At 69.5% G+C, this 16,861-nt stretch carries 16 protein-coding genes and 1 pseudogene; 8 read left to right on the top strand and 9 right to left on the bottom strand.

Features of this window, described 5'->3' with window-relative positions:
* Window positions 1–212 precede the first annotated feature (212 nt).
* The 4 genes from ACWDO5_RS31450 (at window position 213) to galK (ending at window position 4,282) form a co-directional block, all read left to right on the top strand.
* On the top strand, window positions 213–908 hold the full coding sequence (locus ACWDO5_RS31450) for a response regulator transcription factor (protein WP_450533869.1): 696 nt from the start codon (window positions 213–215) through the stop codon (window positions 906–908).
* 265 nt (window positions 909–1,173) lie between these two features.
* Window positions 1,174–2,217, top strand: coding sequence for a galactose-1-phosphate uridylyltransferase (galT, locus tag ACWDO5_RS31445; RefSeq protein WP_450533868.1), 1,044 nt, complete (start codon window positions 1,174–1,176; stop codon window positions 2,215–2,217).
* Window positions 2,214–3,179, top strand: a complete 966-nt coding sequence (gene galE / locus ACWDO5_RS31440) for a UDP-glucose 4-epimerase GalE (protein WP_450533867.1) — start codon at window positions 2,214–2,216, stop codon at window positions 3,177–3,179. Before galT ends, galE begins: the two co-directional genes overlap by 4 nt.
* Complete coding sequence (gene galK, locus ACWDO5_RS31435; RefSeq protein ID WP_450533866.1) at window positions 3,176–4,282, top strand: galactokinase; 1,107 nt, start codon at window positions 3,176–3,178, stop codon at window positions 4,280–4,282. The genes galE and galK overlap by 4 nt, the downstream gene beginning before the upstream one ends.
* 43 nt (window positions 4,283–4,325) lie before the next feature.
* Here the strand turns inward: galK and ACWDO5_RS31430 are convergent, their stop codons facing one another.
* Complete coding sequence (locus ACWDO5_RS31430) at window positions 4,326–4,526, bottom strand: hypothetical protein (protein WP_450533865.1); 201 nt, start codon at window positions 4,524–4,526, stop codon at window positions 4,326–4,328.
* Window positions 4,527–4,771: 245 nt separating this feature from the next.
* On the opposite strand from ACWDO5_RS31430, the gene ACWDO5_RS31425 reads away from it, so the two are divergent.
* Window positions 4,772–5,548 carry a LuxR C-terminal-related transcriptional regulator gene (locus tag ACWDO5_RS31425; RefSeq protein ID WP_450533864.1) on the top strand — a complete coding sequence of 259 codons (777 nt, stop codon included), beginning with the start codon at window positions 4,772–4,774 and terminating at the stop codon, window positions 5,546–5,548.
* Here the strand turns inward: ACWDO5_RS31425 and tamR are convergent.
* Window positions 5,507–6,004: a MarR family transcriptional regulator TamR gene (gene tamR, locus ACWDO5_RS31420; RefSeq protein WP_450533862.1), complete on the bottom strand. Its 498-nt coding sequence runs from the start codon at window positions 6,002–6,004 to the stop codon at window positions 5,507–5,509. The genes ACWDO5_RS31425 and tamR overlap by 42 nt on opposite strands.
* Before the next feature lie 131 nt (window positions 6,005–6,135).
* Here tamR and ACWDO5_RS31415 point away from each other — a divergent pair, with 131 nt between their 5' ends.
* Together ACWDO5_RS31415 and ACWDO5_RS31410 are read left to right on the top strand one after the other, a co-directional pair.
* Window positions 6,136–6,957 (top strand): trans-aconitate 2-methyltransferase, encoded by an 822-nt coding sequence (locus ACWDO5_RS31415; protein WP_450533860.1) that lies wholly within the window; start codon window positions 6,136–6,138, stop codon window positions 6,955–6,957.
* Window positions 6,957–7,058: pseudogene (locus ACWDO5_RS31410) on the top strand (glyoxalase); the annotation flags it as partial. The gene ACWDO5_RS31415 and the pseudogene ACWDO5_RS31410, both read left to right, overlap by 1 nt.
* 20 nt (window positions 7,059–7,078) lie before the next feature.
* On the opposite strand, the gene ACWDO5_RS31405 reads toward ACWDO5_RS31410, so the two are convergent.
* The 4 genes from ACWDO5_RS31405 to ACWDO5_RS31390 all read right to left on the bottom strand — a co-directional run bounded on the left by ACWDO5_RS31405 (window position 7,079) and on the right by ACWDO5_RS31390 (window position 11,758).
* Complete coding sequence (locus tag ACWDO5_RS31405; RefSeq protein ID WP_450533872.1) at window positions 7,079–7,681, bottom strand: Uma2 family endonuclease; 603 nt, start codon at window positions 7,679–7,681, stop codon at window positions 7,079–7,081.
* Window positions 7,682–8,195: 514 nt separating this feature from the next.
* Complete coding sequence (locus tag ACWDO5_RS31400; protein ID WP_450533871.1) at window positions 8,196–9,857, bottom strand: FG-GAP repeat domain-containing protein; 1,662 nt, start codon at window positions 9,855–9,857, stop codon at window positions 8,196–8,198.
* Between the two features lie 234 nt (window positions 9,858–10,091).
* Window positions 10,092–10,781, bottom strand: a complete 690-nt coding sequence (locus ACWDO5_RS31395) for a TetR/AcrR family transcriptional regulator (RefSeq protein WP_450533859.1) — start codon at window positions 10,779–10,781, stop codon at window positions 10,092–10,094.
* Entirely contained in the window at window positions 10,778–11,758 is a 981-nt protein-coding gene (locus tag ACWDO5_RS31390) for an acyl-CoA desaturase (protein ID WP_450533858.1), read from the bottom strand. The genes ACWDO5_RS31395 and ACWDO5_RS31390 overlap by 4 nt, the downstream gene beginning before the upstream one ends.
* 213 nt (window positions 11,759–11,971) lie before the next feature.
* On the opposite strand from ACWDO5_RS31390, the gene ppc reads away from it, so the two are divergent.
* Window positions 11,972–14,701 carry a phosphoenolpyruvate carboxylase gene (gene ppc / locus ACWDO5_RS31385; protein WP_450533857.1) on the top strand — a complete coding sequence of 910 codons (2,730 nt, stop codon included), beginning with the start codon at window positions 11,972–11,974 and terminating at the stop codon, window positions 14,699–14,701.
* Window positions 14,702–14,756: 55 nt separating this feature from the next.
* Here the strand turns inward: ppc and ACWDO5_RS31380 are convergent, their stop codons facing one another.
* The 3 genes from ACWDO5_RS31380 to pth all read right to left on the bottom strand — a co-directional run bounded on the left by ACWDO5_RS31380 (window position 14,757) and on the right by pth (window position 16,736).
* Complete coding sequence (locus ACWDO5_RS31380; RefSeq protein ID WP_450533856.1) at window positions 14,757–15,437, bottom strand: LPXTG cell wall anchor domain-containing protein; 681 nt, start codon at window positions 15,435–15,437, stop codon at window positions 14,757–14,759.
* Window positions 15,438–15,625: 188 nt separating this feature from the next.
* Window positions 15,626–16,045, bottom strand: coding sequence for a hypothetical protein (locus tag ACWDO5_RS31375; RefSeq protein WP_450533870.1), 420 nt, complete (start codon window positions 16,043–16,045; stop codon window positions 15,626–15,628).
* 97 nt (window positions 16,046–16,142) lie between these two features.
* A complete protein-coding gene (gene pth, locus ACWDO5_RS31370) occupies window positions 16,143–16,736 on the bottom strand; it encodes an aminoacyl-tRNA hydrolase (RefSeq protein WP_450533855.1) in 594 nt (197 codons plus the stop codon).
* Window positions 16,737–16,861: the final 125 nt, after the last annotated feature.

The following is a 16,861-nucleotide window of genomic DNA, read 5'->3' as shown; positions in this document are numbered from 1 at the left end:
TCACCGGCCCTTGTATGGCCACCGATGGGGGGCGGCCCCCCCCCACAGCCAGCGCCGGGCCCCCCCCCCACGGCCGTAAGTGGCCCTGTTTGGCGAAGAATTCGGCATTCTGGGGGGCTTTTGCCGAGTTCAGGGCGCGCGATGTCGAACAAGCGTGTAGCTTGCCGGGTCAGGAGGGCCGGGGGGCCAGCTCCAACGGGGAGGGTTGCTCGATGGGCGTGCGGCTCATGGTGCTCGATGATCACCGACTGCTTGCCGAGGCGCTCGCCTCGGCCTTGAAGCTGCGTGGGCACCGGGTGCTCGCGGCGGCGGCCCCCGCGGCCGGCGCCGCCGACCTGGTGGTCAGCAGGGCGCCGGAGGTATGCCTGCTGGGCACGGCGACGCCCGCGGAGCCGGGCGCGTTCGACCCCATCGTCAAGATCAAGCGGGAGCGTCCGCAGGTGGCCGTGGTGGTGCTCGGTCCGGTGCCGAGTCCGCGCGGGATCGCCGCGGCCTTCGCGGCCGGCGCCTCCGGATACGTACGCCACGACGAGCGCATCGAGGGCGTCGAGCGTGCCATGGTCAAGGCCCGGGCCGGCGAGTCGGTGGTGGCGCCGCAACTGCTGCAGGGCGCGTTCGCGGAGCTGCTCAACCCGGCCGCGCAGCCCGACGACGAGGGGCAGCGGCTGCTGCAGTTGCTCACCGCGCGCGAGGTCGAGGTGCTGGTGCGGGTCGCGGAGGGTGAGGACACCCGGCTGATCGCGGCCGGTATGGGGATCGCGCCGAGCACGGCCCGCACGCATGTGCAGCGGGTGCTGATGAAGCTGGGGGTCGGCTCCCGTCTCGAGGCGGCGGCGCTGGCCGCGCGCACCGGGCTGCTCGACCGGGCGGCCATCGTCTCGTCGCCGACCGGTCAAGCGGCGGAGTAAAGGCTGAGCCTCCTCGGACGGGCTCGGCGGAGCCGGCTCATGTCTGTCTTCATGTCTGCCTTCATGGCGCCCTACGCAGCGCTGGTGCTCAGTAGCGACCGGTAGATGCGCCCCTGGTAGATGAGGCCCAGTTCGTTCCCGACAACCCGCGTGTTTGAAGCTGCGCGCAAGCGCTCACTCAGGGGTGCTCACCCATTGACGTAACTGTTGGCTTGTGGTTCATTATGTGCGGTTCTGTTTGGTGGGAGGGTGAGGGAGCTCCACAGTGAAGAAGACGTCGACCCGGCTCGCCGACGGTCGTGAACTGCTCTACTACGACTCTCGAGACGACGCCGTTCGGGACGCCGTCGACCGGCGGCCGCTCGATCCCATCTCCACCACCTCCGAGGTCCGCCGCGACCCGCTGCTGGGCGACTCGGTCGCCATCGCCTCACACCGCCAGGCCCGCACCTACCACCCGCCGGCCGACGAATGCCCGCTCTGTCCGTCCCGGGACGGCCGCCTCAGCGAGATCCCCGCCGCCGACTACGACGTCGCCGTTTTCGAGAACCGCTTTCCCTCCCTGGCCGGCGATTTCGGCCGCTGCGAGGTCGTCTGCTTCACCTCCGACCACGACGGCTCCTTCGCCGACCTCAGCGAGGAGCAGGTCGCGCTGGTGCTGGAGGCCTGGACCGACCGCACCGCCGAGCTCGCCGAACTCCCGCAGGTGGAGCAGGTCTTCTGCTTCGAGAACCGGGGCGCGGAGATCGGAGTGACGCTCGGGCACCCGCACGGCCAGATCTACGCGTACCCCTTCGTCACGCCGCGCACCGCGCTGATGCTGCGCTCGGCCGCCGAGCACCGGGCGGGGACCGGCCGCAATCTCTTCGACGACATCGTCGAGCGGGAGCTCGCGGAGCGCGCACGGGTGGTTCTGGAGGGTGAACACTGGGTGGCCTTCGTGCCGTATGCCGCGCACTGGCCGTACGAGGTGCACCTCTACCCACGGCGGCGCGTGCCGGACCTTCGGGCGCTGGAAAACGAGGCGCGCACAGAGTTCCCACAGATCTATCTGGAACTGTTGAGGCGCTTCGACCGGATCTTTGGCGAGGCCGAGCCGCCGACGCCGTACATCGCGGCCTGGCACCAGGCGCCCTTCGGTGGGGTCGACCGGGGTGATTTTGGGCTTCATCTCGAGCTTTTCACCATCCGCCGGACTTCCGGCAAGCTGAAGTTCCTCGCGGGTTCCGAGTCCGGTATGAGCGTGTTCATCAATGATGTGCCGCCGGAAACCGCGGCGAGACGACTGCGAGAGGTAGCGAGCGAGTGAGCAAGTACCTGGTGACGGGCGGGGCCGGATATGTCGGCAGTGTGGTGGCACAGCACCTGCTGGAGGCGGGGCACGAGGTGACCGTCCTCGACAACCTCTGCACCGGCTTCAAGGAGGGCGTGCCCGCGGGCGCGGCCTTCATCGAGGGCGATATCCGAGATGCCGCCAAGTGGCTCGACGCCTCGTACGACGCGGTACTGCACTTCGCGGCCTTCTCGCAGGTCGGCGAGTCCGTCGTGCACCCCGAGAAGTACTGGGCGAACAACGTCGGCGGGACGATGGAGCTGCTGGCGGCGATGCGCTCCGCCGGGGTGCGCAAACTGGTCTTCTCCTCCACCGCGGCGACGTACGGAGAGCCGGTCTCCACCCCGATCACCGAGACCGACCCGACCGCGCCGACCAGCCCGTACGGTGCGTCGAAGCTGGCCGTCGACCACATGATCACGGGTGAGGCGGCGGCGCACGGTCTGGCGGCCGTGTCCCTTCGGTACTTCAACGTGGCGGGCGCGTACGGCAGTTGCGGCGAGCGCCACGACCCTGAGTCGCATCTCATCCCGCTGGTGCTGCAGGTGGCGCTCGGCCGGCGCGAGTCGATCTCGGTGTTCGGGGACGACTATCCGACGCCGGACGGCACCTGCGTACGCGACTACATCCATGTCGCGGACCTCGCCGAGGCGCATCTGCTGGCGCTGGACGCGGCGACGGCGGGTGAGCATCTGATCTGCAACCTCGGCAACGGCAACGGGTTCTCGGTGCGCGAGGTCATCGAGACCGTACGCGAGGTCACCGGGCACCCGGTCCCGGAGGTCGTGGCCGCGCGCCGGGGCGGCGACCCGGCGGTGCTGGTCGCCTCCGCGGCCGCCGCGCGGGAACGGCTGGGCTGGCAGCCGAGCCGCGCGGACCTGGCGGGCATTGTGTCGGACGCCTGGGACTTTGCCCGGGGGAGGGAGAACGCGTCATGAGCGAAGGCGTGTGGGCGGCACCCGGCAGGGTGAATCTGATCGGTGAACACACCGACTACAACGACGGTTTCGTGATGCCCTTCGCGCTGCCGCACACCACCGTGGCGACGGTGGCCCGCCGGGACGACGGCGTACTGCGGCTGCACTCGGCGGACGTCCCCGGCGGCGCGGTCGAACTGTGCGTCGACGACCTCGCTCCGGGGCGGGGGCCGGGGGGCTGGAGCGACTATCCGGCGGGCGTGGTGTGGGCGCTGCGGGAGGCGGGCCATGCGGTGGGCGGCGCGGACTTCCACTACGAGTCGACGGTCCCGGCGGGCGCCGGGCTCTCGTCCTCCGCCGCACTCGAGGTCGTCACGGCCCTCGCCCTGAACGACCTGTACGAACTGGGCCTGGAGCGGGGGCGGATGGCCCGGCTGTGCCAGCGCGCCGAGAACGTCTACGTCGGCGCGCCCACCGGGATCATGGACCAGACGGCCTCGGCGTGCTGCACCGCGGGCCACGCGCTGCACCTGGACACCCGGGACCTCTCGCAGCGCCAGATCCCCTTCGACCTGGCGGCGCTCGGCCTGGAACTCCTGGTGGTCGACACCCGGGTCAAACACGCCCACAGTGAGGGCGAGTACGGCAAACGCCGCGCGGGCTGCGAGGCGGGCGCGGCGGCGCTGGGGGTCCCCGCACTGCGGGACGTCCCGTACGCGGACCTTGAGGCGGCCCTGTCCCGGCTGGACGACCCGGAGCTACGCGCCCTGGTCCGCCACATCGTGACCGAGAACCACCGGGTGGAACGGGTGATCGCCCTGCTGGAGGCGGGCGAGGTCGAAGCGATAGGCCCGGTCCTCACCGAGGGCCACGCGTCACTGCGGGACGACTTCCGTGTCTCCTGCCCGGAGTTGGACCTGGTGGTCGACGCGTCCCTGTCGGCGGGCGCGCTGGGCGCGAGGATGACGGGCGGCGGCTTCGGCGGCTCGGCGATCGTCCTGACGCAGACGTCGACGTCGGCGACGCTGAAGAAGTCGCTCGTGGAGGCGTTCGCGTCGACGGGCTTCGACGAGCCGCGAATCTTCCCGGCAACCCCGTCCCCGGGAGCGCGCCGCGTGTCCTGAGCGGAACTCGCCCACTCACCCACCCGCCCTTGAAGTGGGGGCGTCAGCCCCGCCGTTCCCAGACCCCCTCGGGGGTCTGGGCGGCCTGCCCCCAGTTCGGGAAGGGGGGCAGCGGCACTTCTTCCCCGTGCGGCGTACCCCGCAACCTGCGTATCGCCGGGGACCATTCCGCGTTGTCGGCCTCGAGCTGTTCACCGAGCAGCCTGTGTCGATCTTTGTCGACTTCCGCCTCAATACGAAACATGCGGCACACCCTAAACACCCTGGCCAATCAGTTCTGCAAATAGCCTTCCGCTCCAGCCACCCAGCCGTAGTCTGATGCTCAGCACCGGTGGGGGCCGGTGTCGATCAGGGGGCGAGACAGTCGGGTACGACGCCCGGGGTGGGGTATGAGTCACAGCACGGCGGCGGCCGAGCGACCGCTGTACTAACCCCATTTCTCCGGGTGCCGTACCCGCGCCCGTCTCTCCTCCGACACTGGGGGTGTTTGTGGTTCGTATCCGGGTCCTGGTGGTGGATGACCACCGAATCTTCGCCGAGTCGCTCGCTGCCGCCCTCGCGGCCGAGCCCGATGTCGAGGTCGCCGCGGCCGGCAGCGGCACCGCCGCGCTGCGGTGTCTGGAGCGGGCGGCCGCCGAAGGGCGCAGGTTCGACGTCATGCTCGTCGACGCCGACCTCGGCGCCCAGGTGGTGCCCCGCGCCCGTGCCGTCGTCGCCCGCGCCGTGCCGGACAACGGCGAGGACGGCTTCGTCGACGGCATCTCCCTGGTGGCGGGCGTCCGTTCCGGCCAGCTCGCGGTCCGTACCGTCGTGCTCGCCGAGAAGGACGACCCGCGCCGTGCCGCCCTCGCGCTGCAGGCGGGCGCCTCCGGCTGGGTCGCCAAGGACTGCTCCCTGCAGCGGCTGCTCGCGGTGATACGAGGCGTGCTGCGCGACGAGACGCATCTGCCGCCCGCCCTGCTCACCGGCGTACTGCGGGAGTTGACCGCGGCGCGCAAGCACCGCACCGAGAGTGAGCGGCTCGTGGAGTCGCTCACGCCACGCGAGTGCGAGGTACTGCGCTGCATGGTCGCGGGTCTGGGGCGCAAAGCCGTGGCCGAGCGCCTCTTCCTGTCCCCGCACACCGTCAGGACGCATATGCAGAACGTTCTGGGGAAGCTGGGCGTGCACTCCACGCTCGCCGCGGTCGCCCTCGCCCGCCGCGCCGGCGTCGGCCCGGTCGACCTAGCCGGGGATGTTGTCGAACGGGGCGGTCAATTGGCGTAGTAGCGCCGCCAGTTCCGCCCGCTGCGCCCGCGACAGCTCCACCAGGATCGCGCGCTCCTGCGCGAGCAGCCCGGCCAGCGCCTGGTCCGCGCGGTCCCGCCCCTCGGGCGTGAGGCGCACCAGCACCCCGCGTCGGTCGGAGGGGTCCGGCAGCCGCTCCACCAGGTCCTTCTTGGCAAGCCGGTCGATGCGGTTGGTCATGGTGCCCGAGGTGACCAGCGTCTGGGTCAGCAACTGGCCGGGTGAAAGCTGGTACGGAGCCCCCGCGCGCCGCAGCGAGGTCAGTACGTCGAACTCCCACGGCTCGAGATTGTGCTCGGCGAAGGCGAGCCGGCGGGCGCGGTCCAGATGGCGGGCGAGCCTGGATACGCGGCTGAGCACCTCCAGTGGTTCCACGTCGAGGTCGGGGCGCTCACGGCGCCATGCTGCGACCAGTCGATCGACCTCGTCCTCCATGTCGATCAGTGTAGAGGGTCTGTCGATGTGAAGTCTCTTGATGTCAAGATATATTCGGGCTCAGGCTTGGGCATGGTCGGGCCGGGACACCGTTCCGTTTCGGCGCACCGTTCCTGCAAGGGGGCTCGAACATGCATTCCGTACCAACCTGGGATCCGCATCAGTATCTGCGTCACGCGGGGCATCGCACCCGCCCGTTCCTCGATCTGCTCGCCCGGATACCGCAGCTACCCAATCGCGATATGCCCGCCCGTATCGCGGACCTGGGCTGCGGACCCGGAAACGTCACCGCACTCCTCGCCGACCGCTGGCCCACGGCCCACATCACCGGTTTCGACCTCTCGCCCGAGATGCTCGCCATCGCCGACAAGGAGCACGCCGGCACCACATTCGGCGGCGGCTGGCTCGACTTCAGGCCCGCCGACGCCGCGCACTGGACGCCCGACGAGCCTTACGACCTGATCGTCTCCAGCGCGGCCCTGCAATGGGTGCCCAACCACCCCGAATCCTTTTCTCTTTGGATCGAGAACCTGACCCCGGGCGGCACCCTCGCCTTCCAGGTCCCCGGCAATTTCACCGCACCCAGCCACGGACTCCTAGGCGAGCTCTGCGAAACCCCGCAGTGGCGCGCCCGCCTCGGCGACCACGGTCGCCGCTTCGTACACATACTGGAGCCCGCCGACTACCTCGCCCGCCTGGTGGACCTCGGCTGCCGGACGGACACCTGGGAGACCACGTACTACCAACTCCTCACCGGGGACGACCCGGTGCTGGACTGGGTCAAGGGCACCGCCCTGCGTCCGGTCCTCACCGAGCTCGCGGACGATCCCGACGCCGCGAACGAATTCCTCGCCCAGTACCGCGATCTGCTCCGCAAGGCCTACCCGCCGGGCCCGCACGGCACGGTGTTCCCGTTCCGCCGGATCTTCGCCGTCGCACGAAAGGGGTTCTGATGCTCGCCGCCGTCGACCATGTCCAGCTGGCCGCGCCACCCGGATCGGAGGACGCCCTGCGCGCGTACTACACCGACGTCCTGGGCATGACGGAGCTCCCCTACACCGCTGTGGATCAAGATCAGAGCCTGCGCAACGCGTCCAGGGTGATGTCCATGCGGATGTCGTACGGGACGCTGGTCTTGAGCTGGTCGTGGTGAATACCAGTCAGGGCGTACGCCTTGGTCACCGGGTCGAGTTCGTAGACCCGCACTACGGGGTGCTGATCGGCGCCGGTCATCTCGACCAGCCAGAAGTGCTCGATGCCTGCGGTGGCGTACTTGCGGGGCTTGGTGTCGCGGTCGCGAGCCTCGGAGTCCGGAGAGACGACCTCGACAGCGAGCAGTACATCGGCCGCCTCGAAGCGGGTTTGCTCCAGGCCGGTGATCGCCTCGGCGCGTACGACGGAGACATCGGGCTCGGGGCCGTTGCGCCGGTCCAGGATCACGGTCATCTCACGCTCGACCTTCAGGTCCTCCGGGACGGTTCGGCGCAGGCCGGTGACCAGAAGGTCGATCATGCGGCTGTGGAAACGTCGCTGCGGACTCACGAAAACCAGGCTCCCGTCGATCAGCTCGGTGTGCGGCGGGAGGCCGGGCAGCGTGAACAGGTCGTCCACGGTGTATCCGTCCTGCGGCGGCACCGGCCAGCGGTAGCCCGACTCGGCGGTCGGCTCGGCGGTCATGGTTCCTCCCATGGACGGGATTCTCAGTCTGCCGCTCCACGGTAGCCGCCGGAATCCGCAGGCGTCATCACAAAGGGTGACGGCGCGCTCGTGGTCTCGTTCTTGGAGCCCGTTGCCGAACTGCTGACAGCGTCTCCGGCACCTTCCAACAGACCGGCCGGCGTATGGCTTGCAGCGGGTTGGAGTGGGTTGGAGTGGGTGCAGGAGGTCCGCCCTGCGGCGCCGCCTTGGGTGCGACGGTCAGGAAGGCTGGACCCTACCGTCCGACGCGATCGTCTCCGGTACGACATGAAGTGGGCCGCCCCAGCCTGGGCGGCCCACTTCGCTGTCGCGGCTCAGCTGCGGGTGGCCCGGTCGGGCAGCTTCACGCCCAGGGACTTGGCCGGCGCGTCGATCTCCACGAGGGCCTCGTGGAGATCGTCCGCGACCCCCTGGTCAGCGCAGGAAAGGGCCCCGCCCGCCGGAGGTCCGGTGCGACGGGGCGCTCTGTTTTCTCCGCTCTGTGCAGTACGGGTCAATACAGGTTGCTGTACGTGTTCCAGCCGTTGCCGATCTTGGCCCTGGTGTTGAACCCGCCCTTGCCGTTGGCGGTGTAGCGGTACAGCTCACCCGCGGCGTTGGCGCCGACGAGGTCCGCTCGTCCGTCCCCGTCGAGGTCGCCGGGGGCCGCCAGCTTGTTGTACGTGTTCCAGCCTGAGCCGATCAGCGTCCTCGCCTTGAACGGCGCCGAGGAGGAGCCCGTACCCGCGTACAGATACAGCCTGCCGTCGGTGCCGCGGGCGATCAGGTCGCTGCGGCCGTCGCCGTTGACGTCACCGGCGCCGACCAGCTTGTTGAACCCGTTCCAGCCGGTGCCGACCTTGAGCCGGGCGGCGAACTTCGAACCGGTGCCGTCGCCGCGGTACAGATACAGCGCACCGGAGCCGTCACGCGCCAGCAGGTCGCCCTTGCCGTCGCCGTTCAGGTCGCCGGGGCCGACGAGGAGGTTGTAGACGCCCCAGCCGCTGCCGATGACGTGGGCTGCGCCCGACGTGTGGGTGAGGTTGTACAGCGTGCCGTTGTACAGCTCGAAAAGGTCGCCCCAGCCGTTGGGGTCGAGCGAGGAGACGAAGGTGAGCTTCGCCCCCTTGAAACCGCCGATGTCGCTGACCTGGTCACGGGCGCTCAGCAGACCGTTGTTCATGACGTAGTAGGTGAACAGCGTGCCCTGGGTATCCATCCCGAGGACCTCGTCCTTGCCGAGGTGCGGGTTGTTGCCCGCGCCGGCGAACTGCGCCACCGCGTTCCAGCCCGAGCCGCCCGCCACGCGGGGGAGGAACGCGCCCGTCCCCGTGGACTCGTAGGTGTACAGCATGCCCGACGGCGTACGGGCGACGAGGTCGCCAAGACCGTCGCCGCTCTGGTCGTCGATGCTGAGGATCTGGTTGTAGCCGTTCCAGCCGTCGCCGACCTTGACGCGGCCCTTGAAGGGCGAGGCGGGGTTGGGATTGCCGGAGTAGAAGAACAGCTCGCCGCCCGGCGTACGGGCGAAGAGGTCGGCGATGCCGTCGCTGTTGACGTCGTTCACGCCGATGAGCTGGTCGTACGCGCCCCAGCCGGAGCCGACCTTGACCCGGGCGGCCATGGGGACGGCTGCCCCCGGCGTCGTCCGGTACAGGTACAGGTCGCCCGACGGCGTACGCGCGAGCAGGTCGCCGCTGCCGTCACCGGTCAGGTCGCCGGGCGAGAAGACCTTGTTGTACGCCTGCCAGCCCACCCCGGACCAGAAGATCGTGCCCCGGTCGGGGGAGCTCCGGTAGGCCGAGAGCCGGCCGCTCGACAGCAGGGTGAAGTGGACCGGTCCGGCCGCATCAAGACCGGCGACCGAGAAGACGTCCTTGAAGGTCTCGTCCGCAGCCTCATTGGTGTCGAAGAGGTACTCGTAGGAATCGGCACCGCTGGCCGGCACCACATAGATCCTGCCGTTGCCGGCACGGTAGAGAAGATCGGTGAAGCCGTCGCCGTCGATGTCGCTGCGCGGCTTGGCGACCGGGACGTCGGCCGCGTCAGCCGCGGAGGGCTGCTTGGCGCCGTGCTTGGGAAGCGTCAGCTTCGGCGGCTCACTGCTCGGCCTGGACTGCTCGACCGGCGCGGGCGGCATGCTGTCGTCCGCCGCTGCAGGGACGGCGAGCAGCATGCCTGCCGAGACGGCGAGAGCCGTGCAGGCCGCGATCCTGCGGGCGCGTCTGAAACGCACGCCGACAAGGCGGCCGGGTTCCACTGAAGACAAGGTCCCCCCCTGGGGAAAATGGTGGAACCGGGTTGAAGATGTTCGCAGTTGCTCTCTTTGAGTGGCGAACCGTTCCCCGGAATAGTCGCAAATTCTACAACTGCGGAAGCCGGGCCGGTAGCCAATTAGGGTGAAGGGGCGTCAGTTCTTGCGGTGCCCTATGAGCCGTGGCTTCTGCTCAAGACCGTCAAGGCCGTGCCACGCCAGATTCACCAGATGCGCCGCGACCTCCGCCTTCTTCGGCCGGCGGGCGTCCACCCACCACTGGCCGGTCAGCGCGACCATGCCGACGAGCGCCTGCGCGTACAGCGGGGCGAGCTTCGAGTCGAAGCCCCGGGCCTTGAACTCCAGGCCGAGGATGTCCTCCACCTGGGTGGCGATATCGCTGATCAGCGAGGCGAAGGTGCCGGTCGACTGGGCGACCGGGGAGTCCCGGACGAGGATGCGGAACCCGTCCGTATACGTCTCGATGTAGTCGAGGAGCGCGAACGCCGCCTGTTCCAGCAGCTCCCGCGGATGCCCCGCGGTCAGCGCGCCCGTCACCGTGTCGAGCAGCTGGCGCATCTCGCGGTCCACCACGACGGCGTACAGCCCCTCCTTGCCGCCGAAGTGCTCGTACACCACCGGCTTGGAGACGCCCGCCTTCGCGGCGATCTCCTCGACCGACGTGCCCTCGAAACCCTTCTCGGCGAACAGGGTGCGACCGATGTCCAGCAACTGCTCCCGGCGCTCCGCCCCGGTCATCCGGACCCGGCGGACGCGCCGGCTCCCCGCGGGTCGGCTCTTGTCCGGTTTGCTGGTACTGCCGTCGATCGCCACGTCGTCAATCATGCCGCGTCGGCGGTGTCGCTCTTGCGCCGGGCGTCGATACGGGACTCACTGGGCCAGCGGACGTCGTATGCCCAGCTCAGCTGCTCGAACCAGCGGATGAGCCGGGCGCTGGAGTCGATCTGGCCGCGCAGCACGCCGTGCCGCGCGCTCGTCGGGTCGGCGTGGTGGAGGTTGTGCCAGGACTCTCCGCAGGACAGCACCGCGAGCCACCACACATTGCCCGAGCGGTCACGGGATTTGAAGGGGCGCTTGCCGACCGCGTGGCAGATGGAGTTGATCGACCACGTGACGTGGTGCAGCAGGCAGACGCGGACCAGCGAACCCCAGAAGAACGCGGTGAACGCCCCCCACCACGACATCGTGACCAGACCGCCGATCAGCGGCGGGACGGCCAGCGAGAGCATCGTCCAGTAAATGAAGTCACGGGAGATCCGGCGGATCGCCCCGTCCTTGATCAGATCCGGCGCGTACTTGTGCTGCGGCGTCCGCTCCTCGTCGAACATCCAGCCGATGTGTGCCCACCACAGGCCCTTCATCAGCGCGGGGACGGTCTCGCCGAAGCGCCACGGCGAGTGGGGGTCGCCCTCCGCGTCCGAGAACTTGTGGTGCCTACGGTGGTCGGCCACCCAGCGCACCAGCGGGCCCTCGACGGCCAGCGAGCCCATGACCGCCAGCGCGATACGCAGCGGGCGCTTCGCCTTGAAGGCGCCGTGCGTGAAATAGCGGTGGAAGCCGATCGTGATGCCGTGGCAGCCGATGTAGTACATCGCCACCAGCAGGCCCAGATCGAGCCAGCTCACGCCCCAGCCCCAGGCCAGCGGCACCGCCGCGAGCAGGGCGAGAAAGGGCACCGTGATGAACAGCAGCAGGGCGATCTGCTCGACCGACCGCTTGCTGTCCCCGCCCAGGGTGGCGGAAGGGAGGTCCGGCAACGGCGACTGAGGGACGTCGTCCAGCAGATCAGGGCTTGTCGTCATGGGGTTCCCCTGTGGGGTGAGGGACTGCAATGGAAACCGCATTACGGACGCGTAACCTACGGCAACGTAAGTATGGCAGCGCGCAGCCTCGCGGCAAGGGATCCGTGGATAACGTCAGGGAAACGGCCACCTATCCTGGGTGTCGTCGGACAGCGCGGTCCGCAGCCTCCAGAACCCTCCAGACGTGCTCAAACACTGCAAGGAGCCGCACCTGTGAGCAGTGCCGACCAGACCCCTACCGCCAGCGCCGAATTGCGCGCCGACATCCGCCGCCTGGGCGATCTGCTGGGCGAGACCCTCGTCCGACAGGAGGGCCCCGAGCTCCTGGAGCTCGTCGAGCGGGTCCGGGCCCTGACGCGCAGCGACGGTGAGGCCGCAGCCGAGCTGCTGGGCGACACCGACCTGGAGACCGCGGCCAAGCTGGTGCGCGCCTTCTCCATCTACTTCCATCTGGCGAACGTCACCGAGCAGGTGCACCGCGGCCATGAGATGCGAGAGCGGCGGGCCGCCGAGGGCGGTCTGCTGGCCCGTACCGCGGACCGGCTCAAGGACGCCGACCCCGAGCATCTGCGCGAAACCGTCAAGAATCTGAACGTACGGCCGGTATTCACCGCGCACCCGACCGAGGCGGCGCGGCGTTCCGTACTGAACAAGCTGCGCCGCATCGCCGAACTCCTCGAGGCCCCGGTCAGCCCGGCCGACCGGCGCCGTCACGATCTGCGGCTCGCCGAGAACATCGACCTGATCTGGCAGACCGACGAGCTGCGTGTGGTGCGGCCCGAGCCGGCCGACGAGGCGCGCAACGCGATCTACTACCTCGACGAGCTGCACGCGGGCGCCGTCGGCGACGTGCTGGAGGACCTGTCCGCGGAGCTGGAGCGGGTCGGTGTCGAACTGCCCCCTCAGACACGCCCGTTGACCTTCGGCACCTGGATCGGCGGCGACCGTGACGGCAACCCCAATGTCACCCCCGCGGTGACCTGGGAGGTGCTGATCCTGCAGCACGAGCACGGCATCACCGACGCCGTCGAGGTCATCGACTATCTGCGCGGACTGCTCTCCAACTCCATCCGCTACGCGGGCGCCACGGAGGAGCTGCTGACGTCGTTGCAGAGCGATCTGGAGCGGCTTCCGGAGATCAGCCCCCGCTACAAGCGGCTGAACGCCGAGGAGCCGTACCGCCTCAAGGCCACCTGCATCCGGCAGAAGCTCGTCAACACCCGGGAGCGGCTCGCCAAGGGCACGCCGCACGAGGGGGGCCGCGACTACCTCGGCACCGCCGAGCTGCTGCACGACCTCACCCTGATCCAGACGTCGCTGCGCGCGCACCGCGGCGGCCTCTTCGCCGACGGCCACATTGACCGTACGATCCGCACGATCGCGGCGTTCGGGCTCCAGCTCGCGACGATGGACGTCCGCGAGCACGCCGACGCGCACCACCATGCGCTCGGGCAGCTCTTCGACCGGCTCGGCGAGGAGTCCTGGCGATACGCGGACATGCCGCGGGACTACCGGCAGAAGCTGCTCGCCAAGGAGCTGCGCTCGCGGCGGCCGCTGGCGCCGACGCCCGCGCCGCTGGACGCCGCGGGGCAGAAGACCCTCGGCGTCTTCCACACCGTCAAGGAAGCCGTCGAGCGCTTCGGGCCCGAGGTCATCGAGTCGTACATCATCTCGATGTGCCAGGGCGCGGACGACGTCTTCGCCGCGGCGGTACTGGCGCGTGAGGCCGGACTGATCGATCTGCACGCGGGCTGGGCGAAGATCGGCATCGTGCCGCTGCTCGAGACCACGGACGAGCTGAAGGCCGCGGACGTCATTCTGGACGGCATGCTCGCCGACCCCTCGTACCGGCGGCTCGTCTCGCTGCGGGGCGACGTCCAGGAGGTCATGCTCGGGTACTCCGACTCGTCGAAGTTCGGCGGCATCACCACCTCGCAGTGGGAGATCCACCGGGCGCAACGGAGGCTGCGTGATGTGGCGCACCGGTACGGCGTACGGCTGCGCCTCTTCCACGGCCGCGGCGGCACGGTCGGCCGCGGCGGCGGCCCCTCGCACGACGCGATCCTGGCGCAGCCGTGGGGCACGCTGGAGGGCGAGATCAAGGTGACCGAGCAGGGCGAGGTCATCTCCGACAAGTATCTGATCCCGTCGCTGGCCAGGGAGAACCTGGAGCTGACGGTCGCGGCGACGCTGCAGGCGTCCGCGCTGCACACCGCGCCGCGCCAGTCGGGCGAGGCACTGGCGCGCTGGGACGCGGCGATGGACACGGTCTCGGAGGCGGCGCACACGGCGTACCGCCGCCTGGTCGAGGACCCGGACCTGCCCGCGTACTTCTTCGCCTCCACGCCCGTGGACCAGCTGGCCGAGCTGCACCTGGGCTCGCGGCCGTCCCGCCGGCCGGACTCGGGGGCGGGCCTCGACGGCCTGCGGGCCATCCCCTGGGTCTTCGGCTGGACGCAGTCGCGGCAGATCGTGCCGGGGTGGTTCGGCGTCGGCTCGGGCCTGAAGGCGCTGCGCGAGGCGGGTCTGGACACGGTCCTGGGCGAAATGCACGAACAGTGGCACTTCTTCCGGAACTTCATCGCGAACGTCGAGATGACGCTGGCCAAGACGGACCTGCGGATCGCCCGGCACTACGTGGACACGCTCGTCCCCGACGACCTGAAGCATGTCTTCGCCACCATCGAGGCTGAGCACGCGCTGACGGTCAGCGAAGTCCTGAAGGTCACGGGCGGCGAGCGGCTGCTGGGCTCGAACCCGGTGCTGCAGCAGACGTTCGGCATCCGCGACGCGTATCTGGACCCGATCTCCTACCTGCAGGTCTCGCTGCTGGCGCGCCAGCGCGAGGCGGCGGCCCGGGGCGAGGAGCCGGATCCGCTGCTGTCGCGGGCGCTGCTGCTGACGGTCAACGGCGTGGCGGCGGGGCTGCGCAACACCGGCTGACACCACGCGAAACGGCCCCCTCCCCGCGCGGGGAGGGGGCCGTTTTTGGTATTGGTCAGTGCTGGGCCTTGCGGCGGCGCGCGATCAGGTAACCGCCCGCGCCGACCAGGGCCGCGGCGACCGCTGAGATCGCGCCGATCGGGGCGCTCGAACCGGTCTCGGCGAGGTCACCGCCGCCGGCCGCGGACGGGGACGGGGCGGCCGTCGGGGCCGTGGAAGCGGAGGTGGAGGAGGTGGGCTTCGCCGTCGGCTCCTCGGAAGGCTTCTCGGAGGGCTCATCGGAGGGCTTCTGGGAAGGCTTGCCGGTCGGCTTCTCACCCGGCTTGCCGTCGTCCTCGCAGTCGGTCCAGAAGACCTTGTGCTTGGCCTCGCCGTGCTCACCGTCGAAGTTCCAGATGAGCTTGTAGTGCCCGTCGGGCAGGGTCTTGTCGTCCGTACGGCCATGACCCTCGCCGTCCAGCGTCAGTGAACCGGTGTCCGCGACCGTGCCCTTGGTGCCGGTGGGCGGCATCTCGACGATCTTCCAGTCGACTTCCTGGCCGCGGTCGAAACCGAAGGCGTCGAGGTAGAAGGAGCAGACGTGCGGCTCGTTCTTGCGGAGTTCTTCGCCGGTCTTGGCATCGTGGATCTTCACGGTGCCGTTGTCGCCGGGCGGGGTTGCGAACGCGGATGGAGCGGCCGACAGCGAGAGCGCCGCTGCTGCCACCAGGGCGCCGGTGAACGTAAGGGTGCGCATGGGCAATCCAACGTGAGAGAGGGTGGGTGCCGTGGGGGGCGGCTCAGCGTCCTGTGAACCCGCGCGCCGGTCAAGACACCTCGTGACACATATGCATCAAGAGTTGGCACTTGTCCCGATAGTCCAGGATAACGATCAGGTGAATGCGCCGTTCCAGCAAGGGGATTGGGGGCCGGCGGAGTCCGGGCTCAGAGTGCGAAGAACGTTCCCACCAGCAGCGCCCCGCCCGCCGCCGCCGCCGCCCAGGCGGTCCGGGTCAGTCTGAGGCCGCCGCCGATGACGAGGGCGGCGAGGAGAAGTGCGCCGCCGAGCGGGCGCCAGGCGTGAAGGGCGCCCGCTGTGCCCGTGCGCACCACTTCCGCCGTGCCCGGCTTCACCACCACCGGGAGCTTCTCGCCCTCCTTCACGGCGATCGACTTCTCGATGGTCATGCCTGTGCGGGGCGCGGCCGAGCCCTCCGGGTCGTACGGGCCCGTGCAGGTGTCCACGCCGCAGTCGGCGACCGTCAGCGTGCCGTGCTCCCGGCCCTTCGCGAGCAGGACGTGCTGGGCCGTGCCCCACGACGACCAGAAACCGGCCACCAGCAGTAGCGCGGCAACACAGGCCATGGCCGCCCTGCGGCCGTGGAGGAGCAATCGAGTCCGGTTCACAACGCGCGATCCTTGGCCATATGACCGCGCTCGGTCAACCTATGGCCCGGCCTTATCAGGAGTTGTACGTACTTTGCGCCCGCTCCAGGCCCTCCGTGACCAGGCACTCCACCGCGTCCGCCGCCCGGTCCACCAAGTAGCCGAGTTCCTTGCGCTCCGTGGACGAGAAGTCCTTCAGTACGAAGTCCGCGACCTGCATCCGGCCCGGCGGGCGGCCGATCCCGAACCGCACCCGGTAATAGTCCGCGCCCATCGCCTTGGTCATGGACTTCAGGCCGTTGTGCCCGTTGTCGCCGCCGCCCAGCTTCAGCCGCAGCGTGCCGTAGTCGATGTCCAGCTCGTCGTGGATTGCGACGATGTTGGAGACCGGCACCTTGTAGAAGTCGCGCAGCGAGCTGACCGGGCCGCCGGACAGATTCATGTACGACATCGGCTTGGCCAGGATCAACCGTCGGTTCGCAGGACCGGGCGCGCCGATCCGGCCCTCCACGACCTGCGCCTGCGCCTTCTGCGCGCGCTTGAACTTGCCGCCCATGCGCTCCGCGAGCAGGTCGGCGACCATGAACCCGACGTTGTGCCGGTTCGCGGCGTAGTCGGGCCCGGGATTGCCGAGGCCCACGATGAGCCAGGGGGCGTTCACCTCGGACATCTGCGCTGCGTCTCCTCGCGTAAGGCGTAAGGGCATTCGTACCGACAGGGAAACGGGGTGGGGGGGCGCCGCCCCCCCCCCCCGCCAACAAAACATAATGCACAGCCCGCCCCCGCCGCCTCACC

It is taken from the genome of Streptomyces sp. NPDC000880 (genome assembly GCF_053599675.1).
The sequence above is the reverse complement of the archived record's forward strand: the minus strand, read 5'-3'. Positions and strand labels throughout refer to the sequence as shown.

What these genes read in the sequence shown, in the direction of transcription:
- ACWDO5_RS31450 (WP_450533869.1), top strand. Translation starts at nt 213, where the DNA reads ATGGGCGTGCGGCTCATGGTGCTCGATGATCACCGACTGCTTGCCGAG.
- galK (WP_450533866.1), top strand. Translation starts at nt 3,176, where the DNA reads ATGAGCGAAGGCGTGTGGGCGGCACCCGGCAGGGTGAATCTGATCGGT.
- ACWDO5_RS31430 (WP_450533865.1), bottom strand. Translation starts at nt 4,526, where the DNA reads ATGTTTCGTATTGAGGCGGAAGTCGACAAAGATCGACACAGGCTGCTC.
- tamR (WP_450533862.1), bottom strand. Translation starts at nt 6,004, where the DNA reads ATGGAGGACGAGGTCGATCGACTGGTCGCAGCATGGCGCCGTGAGCGC.
- ACWDO5_RS31415 (WP_450533860.1), top strand. Translation starts at nt 6,136, where the DNA reads ATGCATTCCGTACCAACCTGGGATCCGCATCAGTATCTGCGTCACGCG.
- ACWDO5_RS31405 (WP_450533872.1), bottom strand. Translation starts at nt 7,681, where the DNA reads ATGACCGCCGAGCCGACCGCCGAGTCGGGCTACCGCTGGCCGGTGCCG.
- ACWDO5_RS31400 (WP_450533871.1), bottom strand. Translation starts at nt 9,857, where the DNA reads ATGCTGCTCGCCGTCCCTGCAGCGGCGGACGACAGCATGCCGCCCGCG.
- ACWDO5_RS31395 (WP_450533859.1), bottom strand. Translation starts at nt 10,781, where the DNA reads ATGATTGACGACGTGGCGATCGACGGCAGTACCAGCAAACCGGACAAG.
- ACWDO5_RS31390 (WP_450533858.1), bottom strand. Translation starts at nt 11,758, where the DNA reads ATGACGACAAGCCCTGATCTGCTGGACGACGTCCCTCAGTCGCCGTTG.
- ACWDO5_RS31380 (WP_450533856.1), bottom strand. Translation starts at nt 15,437, where the DNA reads ATGCGCACCCTTACGTTCACCGGCGCCCTGGTGGCAGCAGCGGCGCTC.
- ACWDO5_RS31375 (WP_450533870.1), bottom strand. Translation starts at nt 16,045, where the DNA reads ATGGCCTGTGTTGCCGCGCTACTGCTGGTGGCCGGTTTCTGGTCGTCG.
- pth (WP_450533855.1), bottom strand. Translation starts at nt 16,736, where the DNA reads ATGTCCGAGGTGAACGCCCCCTGGCTCATCGTGGGCCTCGGCAATCCC.